This window comes from Marinobacter sp., assembly GCF_041690455.1.
Lineage (GTDB): Bacteria > Pseudomonadota > Gammaproteobacteria > Pseudomonadales > Oleiphilaceae > Marinobacter.
Genome location: NZ_JAWLHI010000027.1, coordinates 1 through 12,180, shown reverse-complemented (window position 1 = coordinate 12,180; position 12,180 = coordinate 1). Strand labels below are relative to the sequence as shown.

Annotated in this window: 10 protein-coding genes; 2 read left to right on the top strand and 8 right to left on the bottom strand. The window is 60.3% G+C overall.

All coding sequences use genetic code 11. From position 1 onward, the window contains the following. The first annotated feature begins 7 nt into the window (after nt 1–7). Complete coding sequence (locus ACESMW_RS08360; RefSeq protein ID WP_372986587.1) at nt 8–466, top strand: DUF2489 domain-containing protein; 459 nt, start codon at nt 8–10, stop codon at nt 464–466. A gap of 303 nt (nt 467–769) precedes the next feature. Here ACESMW_RS08360 and ACESMW_RS08355 read toward each other — a convergent pair whose 3' ends face one another. From ACESMW_RS08355 to ACESMW_RS08345, 3 genes are read right to left on the bottom strand one after another with little or no spacing between them, the layout of a single operon-like run. Then, on the bottom strand, nt 770–2,149 hold the full coding sequence (locus ACESMW_RS08355; RefSeq protein ID WP_372986586.1) for an aminoacyl-tRNA deacylase and HDOD domain-containing protein: 1,380 nt from the start codon (nt 2,147–2,149) through the stop codon (nt 770–772). Between the two features lie 15 nt (nt 2,150–2,164). After that, on the bottom strand, nt 2,165–4,240 hold the full coding sequence (gene recG, locus ACESMW_RS08350; protein WP_372986585.1) for an ATP-dependent DNA helicase RecG: 2,076 nt from the start codon (nt 4,238–4,240) through the stop codon (nt 2,165–2,167). 7 nt (nt 4,241–4,247) lie between these two features. Continuing rightward, nucleotides 4,248–5,207: a hydrogen peroxide-inducible genes activator gene (locus ACESMW_RS08345; RefSeq protein ID WP_343814533.1), complete on the bottom strand. Its 960-nt coding sequence runs from the start codon at nt 5,205–5,207 to the stop codon at nt 4,248–4,250. A 76-nt stretch (nt 5,208–5,283) separates the two neighbouring features. On the opposite strand from ACESMW_RS08345, the gene ACESMW_RS08340 reads away from it, so the two are divergent. Beyond that, nucleotides 5,284–6,153: an NAD-dependent epimerase/dehydratase family protein gene (locus ACESMW_RS08340; RefSeq protein ID WP_372986584.1), complete on the top strand. Its 870-nt coding sequence runs from the start codon at nt 5,284–5,286 to the stop codon at nt 6,151–6,153. On the opposite strand, the gene ACESMW_RS08335 is transcribed toward ACESMW_RS08340, so the two are convergent. From ACESMW_RS08335 to ACESMW_RS08315, 5 genes are all read right to left on the bottom strand, one after another. Continuing rightward, nucleotides 6,146–6,532, bottom strand: coding sequence for a RidA family protein (locus ACESMW_RS08335; protein WP_091997337.1), 387 nt, complete (start codon nt 6,530–6,532; stop codon nt 6,146–6,148). The genes ACESMW_RS08340 and ACESMW_RS08335 overlap by 8 nt on opposite strands. 78 nt (nt 6,533–6,610) lie before the next feature. Beyond that, nucleotides 6,611–8,749 carry a RelA/SpoT family protein gene (locus tag ACESMW_RS08330; RefSeq protein WP_372986583.1) on the bottom strand — a complete coding sequence of 713 codons (2,139 nt, stop codon included), beginning with the start codon at nt 8,747–8,749 and terminating at the stop codon, nt 6,611–6,613. A 162-nt stretch (nt 8,750–8,911) separates the two neighbouring features. Continuing rightward, on the bottom strand, nt 8,912–9,124 hold the full coding sequence (rpoZ, locus tag ACESMW_RS08325; protein WP_091997338.1) for a DNA-directed RNA polymerase subunit omega: 213 nt from the start codon (nt 9,122–9,124) through the stop codon (nt 8,912–8,914). An 86-nt stretch (nt 9,125–9,210) separates the two neighbouring features. Beyond that, nucleotides 9,211–9,843: a guanylate kinase gene (gene gmk, locus ACESMW_RS08320; RefSeq protein ID WP_372986582.1), complete on the bottom strand. Its 633-nt coding sequence runs from the start codon at nt 9,841–9,843 to the stop codon at nt 9,211–9,213. A 276-nt stretch (nt 9,844–10,119) separates the two neighbouring features. Beyond that, a partial coding sequence (locus ACESMW_RS08315; RefSeq protein WP_372986581.1) for a cation-translocating P-type ATPase occupies nt 10,120–12,180 on the bottom strand: 2,061 nt, incomplete at its 5' end.

The window sequence follows — 12,180 nt, the reverse complement described above, 5'->3', positions numbered from 1 at the left end:
AGATGTCATGCCCCTTTGGCTGCAGTGGACCCTGATTATTGCCGGCCTGGCTGCCATAGCCTGTCTGCTCTGGTTTATCCGCAAACAGACGAGGCTGCTCGCCGAGGGCCGCCGACGCCAGCAGAAAGCCGAGGAGTTCCAGACAAAACGCCGTGAGGACATGATCGGCAGTATCCGGGTGATTGCCATGGCCGTTGAGGAAGATCAGATCGAATACTCCGAGGCCTGTCTGCGTATCAAGGGGCTGTTGGACCATGTGGCACCGCAACTGCTGGAGGAAGCCCCATTCCGGGTTTTCCAGACAGTCCACGAGAAACTGGAACACATGCCCACGCACCGGGCCCGGCAGGCGACTGAAACCCGGTTTGTCGAAAAGATGGATAAAGAGCGCTTCGAAGTCGAAGAAACCCATGCCGACGAAATCCGCCGGGCGGCAACCGCTATCCGTCATCACCAGTTCGACTAGCCAGCAGAGCCCGCAACTGGTCCGACCTCATTTTTGTAACAATTTGTAACTGGAAAAGCGGAAAACCTGAAACTTTAGCAAAGTAAATCAATAGCTTCGAAAATCCCGTTAAACTGAGGCAAGACTCACTCCTTTTCCCTCCGACCTGTTGACTTTTCTTTTTGTCTTCCTGATCTAAATTGAAAGCAGGGTGGTGCCAAAATCTGCGACGGTAACGCCCTACGTTGTTTTCTCCTGATAAGTTAGGACGACTCTGCAAAAAGCGGGTGAGCTTGCCGGCCATTGGGCCGGCTTTTTTGGTGGTCACAAGCCGGGCGGTGGTGTATCCGCGTTCCCGGTCACGGCAAGAATACTGTCTTTGCCCTTCAACAACTCCTCGAACTGCCTGATAACACGATCCGGTTGCAGACTCAGCTCGTCGTAGAAAGCCTCCGGAACCTCCTCGGCGACCCTGCCGGTTACCCCCAGCGCCGCCAGATGCTGTTGGCAGAGCCAGAGCAGTCTCGGGTAAACCTGATTTGCCCCCTGGTAGAAAGGATCGTTCTGGTGCCGGATCGCCAGAATCACCTCCTCCGGCATCCCCCAGCTCTCCATCAGCCGGGCTGCGATATCATTCCGGCTGATGCCCAGCAGGTAGTGTTCGATCACCGCAGGATCGAAGTGCGGGTTCACTTCCTGGGCCCTGGAGACCAGTCGGTGATGGGGCGGGAAAATCTGGGCCAGCGCGAGTTCTCCGAAGTTGTGCAGCAGGCCGGCCAGATAGGCCAGACCAAAGGTGGGGCGTGTGCCCCGTGGCATCATGCTGGCCAGGATGCCAGCTGACTGCGCCTGCCAGAGGGCCCGCCGCCAATAGCTTGTGTAATTTTCGGAGCCATCGGTGGACTGCTTGAGTCCCCGCCCCATGGACAGGCCCATGGCCAGGTTCATTACCAGGTCAAACCCCAGCACCCGCGAAACCGCGTCATGGACTGACCGGACGTGGCCGGCCGCACCATAGAACGAGGAGGAAGCCCAGCTCACCACCTGGGCCGCCAGGCTTGGATCACTCTCGACAACATCCACCAGGTCTCCCATCACGGCATTGGGGTCCACCCGCAGGTGCACAATACGCTGCGCGGTTTCCGGCATCGGGGGCAACTCGAGGGTGTCCTCCAGGCGCTGCTGGATTCTCAGGGCAGTAAACTTTTTGATGCTGGAGTGGAACTGCTCCGTGCCAACGGAAGACTTTTTGCCGGGCGCAGGAATCAGGGCAGGATCGACTGCAAAGGAACAATGCCAGGCTGCTTCCGCCAGGGGACGGAAGTCACTGGCGGACATCACAATGGCCAGGTTATCTCCGGCCAGTTCCAGTACAACTGTCTCCAGGTCCCGGACCCGGAAATCCACGACCGTCGGAAGTTCGGTCAGGGACGGCAACGCAGGCAGCTCGGAAAGCCCGGTCCGCTCCACAATACGCCGCTGTTCCGGAAGCTCCATAAGCCGGAAGTCACGACCAAGTTGCTGGTTAAGCTGCTCAAGGTCGATCAGATCATGCTTGCGACAGATGACCTGCAGGCTGCCCTGTTCATCACTGAGCAACAGCATCCTCAATGCCGACAGCGAATCGGCCTGGCGGACAGTCGTCAGTGACACGCGTTGGGCAGAATCTCCAAGAGCCTGCCGCACCGCGAGGGGTAGTTCCATAAAGATCTCCCTGGTTCAGACGTCGCCATAGCGTATTCGTTCGCCCAGCCAGCGGCGAATCAGTCCATTGACAACGTCAGGGTGCTTCATCAGCGAAGGAGCCATCTCCCTGACCGGCTCGATCCAGCCCTTGTCCCTTTCAAAATCCGCAAGCCGGAATTGCATCATGCCCGTTTGCCGCGTGCCCAGGACCTCCCCGGGGCCACGGATTTCAAGATCCTTCTCTGCGATTACGAAGCCATCCTGGCTGTCCCGGAGCGCCTGCAGCCGTGCCTTGCCATTGGACGACAGCGGCGGGTGGTAGAGCAACACACAAAAACTGGCCTGCTCACCACGCCCGACCCGGCCCCGTAGCTGATGCAGCTGTGCCAGGCCGAGGCGTTCGGGGTTCTCGATGATGATGAGCGAGGCATTGGGCACATCCACCCCCACTTCAATCACCGTGGTTGCCACCAGCAGATCCAACTCACCGGCCTTGAAGCGCTCCATCACCTCGGCTTTCTCCCGGGCTTTCAGCCGACCGTGAACCAGGCCGACCTGCAACCCCGGGAGCCGCTCGGAAAGTTCCTGTGCCGTCACTTCCGCCGCCTGGCATTGCAGCGCTTCGGATTCCTCAATCAGGGTGCAGACCCAGTAGGCCTGGCGGCCATCCCGGCAGGCGTTGCGCACCCGCTCAATCACATCATCGCGCCGGCTGTCGGGAATCACAATAGTTTCAATGGGTTTGCGCCCCGGAGGCAATTCATCGATCACCGAGGTATCGAGATCAGCATAGGCACTCATGGCGAGAGTACGGGGAATCGGAGTTGCCGTCATGATCAGTTGATGGGGTGCGAGGGAACCACCCACGCCCTTTTCCCGTAACGCCAGGCGCTGATGAACGCCGAACCGGTGCTGCTCGTCGACAATCACCAGTGCCAGCCGGTCGAACCGGACGTCTTCCTGGAACAGCGCATGGGTACCGATTACCACCGGGGCGTCCCCGGAGCTCACAGCATCGAGCGCTTCCTGCCTGGCCCTGCCCTTGACCTTCCCGGAGAGCCAGGCCAGCCGGATACCCAGGGGCTCCAGCCAGGCGCGGAAATTCTGGTAATGCTGCTCGGCCAGTATCTCGGTGGGTGCCATCAACGCCACCTGGGCGCCGGCACCGATTGCCTGCAGGGCCGCCAGGGCCGCCACCACCGTCTTCCCGGAGCCTACGTCACCCTGGACCAGCCTGAGCATCGGGATAGGCTGGCTCAGGTCCTGACGGATATCACTCACGACATGTTTCTGGGCGCCGGTAAGGGCAAACGGGAGGCTGTCGAGAAAGCGTGCGGCTAGATCACCGGTTGGCAGAAGCGGCAGTGCTTCCCGGGTCTGGATCTGTTCGCGCACCTGCAGCAGGCTGAGCTGGTGCGCCAGCAATTCTTCCATCACCAGGCGCTGCTGCGCCGGATGCTTGCCCTCCATCAACAGATGCACTGGGGCGTTCGCCGGTGGTGCATGGACCAGCCTCACCGCCTCGGTGATGCCCGGTAACTGGTAATCCGCCAGCAGCCCTGCTGGCAGCCAGTCCCGGATCGGAAACCGGTCCAGGTATGTCAGAGCCTGCTGACAGAGATTTCTCACCCTGGGCTGCTGGATGCCCTCAGTAAGCGGATACACCGGGGTCAGGGTTGCCTGGCCTTCCAGTGGCATGGGCGGTGGATTCACCTGGTATTCCGGATGATAGAACTCGTAGCCGGCACGGCCCGGCCTGACTTCCCCGAAGCAGCGCACCCGGGCGCCCTCGGCCAGCTGGTTTTTCTGGGCGGCGTTGAAGTGGAAAAAGCGCATGACCAGGAAGCCGCTGCTGTCCCTGAGCGTGACCTGAAGGCTTCGGCGCCGGCCCAAGACCAGATCCGCCTTCATCACCTCACCCTCCACCACGGCCACATCTCCGATGCGGAGGTTGCCCATGGGGATCACCCGGGTCCGATCTTCATAGCGGTGAGGCAGGTGAAATAGCAGGTCCTGCAGGGATTCTATCCCCAGCTTGGCGAGCTTCTCCGCCAGGGCGTTTCCAACGCCCTTGAGCTGAGTGACGGGGATGTCGTCCAGTGCCGTCATGTGGGGCTCAGGCGGATTCGGCGACGGCCGGATTATCCGTTTTCGCTTTCTCCACCACCCGGCACTGACTGGCCGCCAGGGACAGCACATCAATTGCCTTGGGCCTCGGGAAGGTTACCCTCCAGGCCAAAGCCACTGTCCGGAATGGCACCGGAGGGGCAAACGGCCGGACGGCCAGGATGTCTTCGTGATACTGCATGGCCGTAGCCGCGGAGAGGGGCAACACAGTAACCCCGAGCCCGGAGGCCACCATGTGGCGAATGGTTTCCAGGGAGCTGCCCTCGGTCACCAGCGAGGGAGAGCCGTTGTCCACCCGCTTGGTGATCGCCTCCACCATGGGCGGGCAGGATTCCAGCACTTGGTCCCGGAAACAGTGCCCCGGGCCCAGCAGCAAGAGCTGTTCCTTGGCCAGCTCCTCGGCGGTGAGCTGTTCCTTTTTGGCCAGCGGATGACCGGCCGGGAGCAGCACCACGAAAGGCTCGTCATACAGTGGCAGCGTCAGAACTTCCGGCTCTTCGAACGGCAGCGCAATGATGATCGCGTCCAGGTCCGACTGCCGCAGCTTCTGGCGCAGATTGGCGGTGTAGTTCTCCTCGATATACAAGGGCATGTCCGGTGCCGCCCGGCGCAACTCCGGTAACAGATGCGGGAACAGGTAGGGGCCGATGGTGTAGATGGCACCGACCTTCAGCGGTGAGTTCAGCTGGTTTTTCCCGTCCTGGGCCATGTCCTTGATCACATTCACCTGATCCAGGACCCGCTGGGCCTGCTCGATGATGCGCTGACCGGTTTCTGTCACGCGGATACTGCTTTTGCTCCGCTCGAACAGGGGGATACCCAACTCGTCCTCGAGCTTCTTCACGGCAACACTGAGCGTCGGCTGGCTGACATGACATCGCTCCGCAGCCCGGCCAAAATGCCTTTCGCGGGCGAGGGTAACGACGTATCGTAACTCGGTAAGAGTCATGGTGAGCTCCGGTCAGATAGGTACGGGTCGAAGTTTCACTTATTTATGAGGTCAAGCATAAGGATTGAAATTGTCTATGGCAAACACTGAAAACGGGCATCTGCCACGGATCCTGGTCGCCGGCTGCGGGAAACTCGGTGGCAGTATTGCCAGTGCCTTGCTCGACAATGCCAAGGTCTTCGGTCTGCGCCGGGACGCAAGCAAGGTACCCAAAGGAGTAACCGGTATCAGTGCCGACCTGACCCGCCCGGAAACACTGGTGGGCGCCCTTCCCGCCGGGCTGGACGTGGTCATCTATTGTCTCACCCCCTCCAGCTACGACGAAGACGGCTACCGGAACGCCTATGTCACCGGGCTGGCCAACCTGCTTGACGCGATCGGGAATCATCCGCTGAAGCGCCTGATCTTCGTCAGCAGCACCAGCGTTTACGCCCAGGATGATGACGGCTGGGTGGATGAAACCAGCGAGACCGCCCCGGCACGATTCAGCGGCCAGCAGATCATCGCCGGCGAACAGATCGCGCTCGAGAGCATCCACCCGGCTACCATCGTGCGCTTTAGCGGGATCTATGGGCCCAGTCGCCAGCGCTTCCTCGAGGAGGTTCTCGAAGGGCGGATGAATCCCCAATCACCAGCTCCGTTCAGTAACCGGATCCACGAAGTGGACGCTGCACGGGTGGTCGTTCATCTGGTGGATAGGGCTCTGGCGGGAAAGACACTGGAACCGGTGTACATCGCCAGTGATTGCGAGCCGGTGCGACTGGACGAAGTAGTCGACTGGGTCCGTGAGCAGGTTGCCTGCAAACCGCCTCAGACGGATGCCCGCAAGGGAGGTCGGGCCGGGAGCAAGCGATGCAGTAACAGGAGGTTATTGGAGAGCGGGTTTACGTTCCGGTACCCCGACTTTCGGGCGGGGTACCGGGAGATGATTGACAGCCTCAGCTGAGCACCATCACCGCTTCCATTTCGACGGGCACACCCTTCGGCAGTGCCGCTACGCCAACGGCGGCACGGGCGGGATACGGTTCCTGGAAGTAAGTCGCCATGATCTCGTTAACGGTGGCGAAATTGGCCAGATCCGTCATGTAGATATTGAGCTTGACGATATCCTTGAGCTCACCGCCGGCAGCCTCACAGACAGCCTTGAGGTTCTCGAATACCTGACGGGTCTTGGCGGAGAAATCCCCCGGAACCACTTCCATGGTTTCCGGATCCAGCGGAATCTGACCGGAAAGGTAGACAGTGTCCCCTGCCTTGACCGCCTGCGAATAGGTGCCAATCGCCTGGGGAGCATTTTCGGTCTGGATTACGGATTTGTTGGTCATGATCTCAGAATTCCTCTCTTCCAAAACGCCAATGCTCGCCGCTGACGGCCGCAGCTGTCAACCGGCCTTTGGTCGATCCTAGTGGCGAACCCGGTTGATGTGCGTCACCGCGCGGATGTTGCGGATCCGGCGCATCACCCGTGCCAGGTGGCGGCGGCCGTTGACGTGAACCACCAGGCTGACGATTCCGAACTTGGCATTCTGGTCCTCCACGTTGATGCGCTCGATGTTGCCATCTGCCATGGCCACCGCATTGGCCAGCTCCGCGATGACGCCCCGTTGGCGCTCCAGCTCCACCCGGAGTTCGACCGAGAATTCATCGGTAATATCCTTGGCCCACTTGAGGTGGGTCAGGCGTGCCCTGCCCTCGTCGTCTTCCGGCAGGCGGGAACAGGTGTCGGAGTGAATCACCATGCCATTGCCGGAATCCATGACACCAACCACCGGATCCCCCGGGATCGGCTTGCAGCAGCTGGCGAACTTCACCAGCAACCCTTCGGTACCGCGGATAGTCACCGGGCTTCGATCTGCCGGCCGCCCGGCTTCAACTGTGGCACTCTCTGCACCTTCGGCTCCGTTGACCAGCTGTCGCGCCACCAGGTAGGCCATACGGTTACCGAGGCCGATGTCACTGATCAGATCATCAAAACTGTTCACCTGGTTGTGATTGACCACTACCTGCTTCTGGCCGTCGCTGATGTCGGCGAGTTTGGTGCCAAATCCCTTGAGTGACTTCTTCAATAGGGTGCGACCAAGTTCCAGGGATTCCGCCCGTTTCTGGGTCTTGAGGACATGGCGGATACTGCTGCGGGCCTTGCCGGTGACCACGAAGCTGAGCCAGGCGGGGTTCGGCCGCGCGCCCGGCGCAGTGATGATCTCCACCGTCTGCCCACTTTGCAGCGGCTGGCTCAGGGAACCGAGATTGCGGTTGATCCGGCATGCCACCGCGGCGTTGCCGATGTCGGTATGGATGGCGTAGGCAAAATCCACTGGCGTGGCGCCGCTGGGCAGCTCCATGATCCGGCCTTTGGGGGTGAACACGTAGATTTCGTCAGGGAACAGGTCCACCTTCACGTGCTCGATAAATTCCAGGGAGTCATCGGCACGTTCGCGCATTTCCATCAGCCCCTTGACCCAGCGGTCTACCCTGGCCTGGTTGACGCTGGTGACATTGGACGGCTCGTTCTTGTACATCCAGTGGGCCGCAATACCGTTGTTGGCGATGTGCTCCATCTCCTCGGTGCGGATCTGGATCTCGATGTTCACGTGCATGCCGAACAGGGTGGTGTGCAGGGACTGGTAGCCATTGGCCTTGGGCATGGCAATGTAGTCCTTGAAACGACCGGGCAGCGGCTTGTACAGACTGTGCACCGCCCCAAGGATGCGGTAGCAGTCGTCCTCGGTGTCGGTGATGATCCGGAAAGCGTACACATCCATGATTTCATGGAAGGATTTATGCTTGAACTTCATCTTGTTGTAGATGCTGTTCAGGTGCTTCTCGCGGCCGAGGATGCGGCCCGGCAATCCCCTTTCCTCCAGCTTTTCCTGCAGCCTGCCGCGGATTTCCTCGATGATTTCCCGGTGACTGCCCCGCAGCTTGTTCACCGCCTTGGAGATATATTTGGCGCGCATCGGATACAGGGACGAGAAGCCCAGATCCTCAAGCTCGGTGCAGATGGAGTGCATGCCCAGGCGATTGGCAATCGGGGCATAGATATCGAGGGTCTCGGTGGCGATGCGCTGGCGTTTCTCGTAAGGCATGGGCCCGAGGGTGCGCATGTTGTGCAGCCGGTCCGCCAGCTTTACCAGAATCACGCGGATGTCCCGGGCCATGGCCAGGGTCATTTTCTGGAAGTTCTCCGCCTGGGCTTCGGCCCGGGAGCGGAATTCAATCTGGGTCAGCTTGCTGACGCCATCCACCAGTTCCGCCACGTCCTCGCCAAACTGCTCGGCCAGGGCGTCCTTGGGAATACCGGTGTCTTCAATGACGTCGTGGAGCATGGCCGCCATCAGGCTCTGGTGGTCGAGCTTCAGCTCGGCGAGGATGCGGGCAACCGCCAGGGGGTGGGTAATGTAGCGGTCCCCGCTCTTACGCATCTGCCCTTCGTGAGCCTGTTCGGCGTAATAGTAGGCCCGTCGCACCTGATTGATGCGATTGGTATCCAGATAGGTACTGAGCTCTCCCGCCAGACCTTCAACCGTAGGCTCTGCCGACACCGCGCCTCCACACTTTTCAAATTTCAGGGACAAAAAAACCCGAATGCACGCATCCGGGTCCTTCCTGGTCCTTCCAGCAACGTTCTATAGATACACTATAAAACCGCGGGGACAGATTTCAATGCTTCTCACTTGCGCATAGGTAAATATCCTGCGCAGTGATCAATCCTCGTCTTCTTCTTTCAGAAGATCTCGGGTCACCTTGCCCTCGGCAATTTCACGCAACGCAATGACCGTCGGCTTATCGTTCTCTTCCGGAACCATCGGCTCAAAGCCCTTGGTCGCAATCTGGCGGGCACGCTTGGTAGCCAGCATCACCAGCTGGAAGCGGTTATCAACGTTTTCCAGACAATCTTCAACGGTAACTCGTGCCATAACTTCCCCGACAAATAAAATGACTGTTTCAGCAGACCGCGTAGTTTACTGCTACCGGCTCAATTTGTATACAGGAAAACCGCGTATCAGGCCTTGCCAGACAGTCCTGCCAGCAGATCCCTGTGCCTGACCTGCTGGACCTGCATGCGCAGGCGCTGGCTGCGGACAATCGCCAGCAGATCCGCCAGTGCCACCTGAAAATCGTCGTTCACCACCAGGTAATCGAACTCCAGGGCATGGGAGCACTCTTCGGTGGCTTCCCTGAGCCGGCGTTCGACAACGTCCGGGGCGTCAGTGCCGCGTCCGGTCAGGCGCTCCCGCAGCACCTCGGCCGAGGGAGGAACAATGAAGATGCTGACGCATTCGGGAATGAGCCGGCGCACCTGCTCGGCCCCTTGCCAGTCGATTTCGAGAATTACGTCCTCGCCCCGGGCCAGGGTCTCACGCACCCAGACCTGAGAGGTGCCATAGTAATTGCCGAAGACATCGGCATGCTCCAGGAAATCTCCCCGGGCGATCATGGCCTCGAACTCATCCCGGCTGACGAAGTGGTAGTTCACCCCATCCTGCTCCCCTTCCCGCATGGGGCGGGTGGTGTGGGAGATCGACACGCCGAGCTTCGCATCATTTTTCAGCATTTCTGCCACAAGGCTGGTCTTGCCCGCACCCGAGGGGGCAGAAATCACAAACAGGGTGCCATGCTCACCGGCCTGACTCATGATTGAAAACTCCCGAACGTCGATGTGTTGCTCGCCCCTGGGGCTGGAAAAGCGGGTGATTATACGTGAAAGCCGCAGGGTCGGCGAATGTGGGGGAATATGCAAGACGGGGTCAGATGAAGGTTTTCATCAGACCCCATTGCAGGTCGCCACCCTGAGGCCAGTCTTTGCTCAGGGGTCTGATGAACACTTTCATCTGACCCCATTCCAGACCATCGCCCCGGAGTCAGGCCCAAGCCCCAGGGGTCTGATGAAGACCTTCATCTGACCCCATTTTCAACTTGCCCCCCCGCCGCCATTCTGCCGCCACAGCCATTTCTCCAGCAGGATAATCAGGAACCCCGCAAACGCCACACCGGCGGACATCAACCAGTCGGCTGCCTCCAGCGGCCGGGTATGGAATAGCTGATTGAGAGGTTCCAGATAGACGAAGGCCAGCTGCAGCACCAGGGTCACCCCAATACCGAGATACACCCAGAGATTACTGAACAGGCCGACCCGCCAGAACGTCTGGGTGAGTGAGCGGCAGTTCAGCAGATACAGCATCTGGAACAGGATGATGGTCGTTACCGCCATGGTCTGCGCCTTACCCCGGGCGACATCAACCGCACCCCCTTCGGAAAGATCGGCGGTGTACTCCAGCAGGAAAAGCCCCGCCGCCCCACCCGTCATCAGGGCGCCGACCAGAAAGGTACGAACCACCAGGAACCGACTCAGCAAAGGCTCCTTCGGCGGCCGCGGCGGTCGCTTCATCAAGCCCGGCTCCCTGGCCTCCAGGGCCAATGGCAGCGCAAGTGCAATGGCAACGACCAGGTTCACCCAGAGAATCTGCACCGGCTCGATCGGCATCAGAAGATGGCCGTCGGTAACGGGGAAGAAGAGTACCGCGACCAGGATGATCATTGCCTGACCGAGACTGGTGGGTAGCACGAACGCGAGGGACTTGGAGAGGTTGTCGTAGACCCGTCGTCCTTCCTCTACTGCGGCGCTGATGGAGGCGAAATTGTCATCCGCCAGCACAATGTCGCTGGCCTCCCTGGCAACCGCCGTGCCATTGATTCCCATGGCGACCCCGATCTCTGCCCGCTTCAGTGCCGGCGCATCATTGACACCATCACCGGTCATGGCGACAACCTGCCCCGAGGCCTGGAGCGCCTTGACCAGCCGCAGTTTATGCTCGGGCGCCACACGCGCGAAAACATTGGTGGAGTGCACCAGCTCAAGCAGTTCGGCATCAGTTGCCGCCTCGATCTGCACTCCCGTCACCACCTGCGCACCCTCGCCGCCGGTCTCCAGCAAACCGATGCTCTGGCCGATGGCCCGGGCAGTCTCCGCGTGATCGCCGGTGACCATCTTGACCACAACGCCCGCCTGCTGACAGGTCCTGACGGCGTGAATGGCTTCATCCCGGGGCGGATCCGACATGCCGACCAGACCAAGGAAACAAAGCTCGCCTTGCCAGCCGTTGGACTCCAGATCCACCTTGCCGGCGGAGGGCTTTGCCATGGCAACTGCCAGCACACGCATACCTCGTGCAGCCAGCGCCTCCACGGCTTCGTGCACAAGCTCCATGGCCATTGGCCGGCCTCCGGCGAACACCGGGCACATCTCGGCGATCACCTCCGGCGCGCCTTTCACACACACCATGTCGGAGCCATCGCCGGAATCGTGCAGGGTCGCCATGAACTGATTCTCCGAACTGAACGGAATCTCGTCCTTGCGGGAGAAAGCGGCCCGCGTCGAGTCTTCATCGAGCTCCGCCTTGCCGGCGGCGACGACCAGAGCCCCCTCGGTGGGGTCGCCAACGATTCGCCAGCGCCCGTCCTTGCACTCCAGCTCCGCGTCGTTACAAAGTAAACCCGCCAACAGCAAGTCGTGAATCTGCTCCGGCATCGGAGACAACGCCTGATCCCCGGCGCGCAGCTCGCCTTCGGGCGCGTAGCCGATACCGGTTACCTCAACTTCCATATCCGGCGTCCACAATGCCTCGACGGTCATTTCGTTGCGAGTCAGGGTGCCGGTCTTGTCGGTACAGATGACAGTGGTACTGCCCAGGGTTTCGACAGCGGGAAGGTGACGGACAATGGCACGGCGACGCGCCATCCGCTGTACACCGATGGCCGATGCGATGGTGATAACCGCGGGAAGACCTTCGGGAATGGAAGCAACGGCAAGCGTAATGGCGGCAAGCGCACTATCAAGCAGTGAGTTGTCCCGCCACATCCCGACAAGGAAGATCAGCACCGCGATGACAAGGATCGCCAGGGAAATGGATCTGACCAGGCTGGCAAGCCGCCGGGTCAGCGGAGTCTGCAGATCTTCGGTTTCACTCAGCAG

Coding starts and splice junctions, on each gene's coding strand:
- ACESMW_RS08360 (WP_372986587.1), top strand. CDS start 8: ATGCCCCTTTGGCTGCAGTGGACCCTGATTATTGCCGGCCTGGCTGCC.
- ACESMW_RS08355 (WP_372986586.1), bottom strand. CDS start 2,149: ATGGAACTACCCCTCGCGGTGCGGCAGGCTCTTGGAGATTCTGCCCAA.
- recG (WP_372986585.1), bottom strand. CDS start 4,240: ATGACGGCACTGGACGACATCCCCGTCACTCAGCTCAAGGGCGTTGGA.
- ACESMW_RS08345 (WP_343814533.1), bottom strand. CDS start 5,207: ATGACTCTTACCGAGTTACGATACGTCGTTACCCTCGCCCGCGAAAGG.
- ACESMW_RS08340 (WP_372986584.1), top strand. CDS start 5,284: ATGGCAAACACTGAAAACGGGCATCTGCCACGGATCCTGGTCGCCGGC.
- ACESMW_RS08335 (WP_091997337.1), bottom strand. CDS start 6,532: ATGACCAACAAATCCGTAATCCAGACCGAAAATGCTCCCCAGGCGATT.
- rpoZ (WP_091997338.1), bottom strand. CDS start 9,124: ATGGCACGAGTTACCGTTGAAGATTGTCTGGAAAACGTTGATAACCGC.
- gmk (WP_372986582.1), bottom strand. CDS start 9,843: ATGAGTCAGGCCGGTGAGCATGGCACCCTGTTTGTGATTTCTGCCCCC.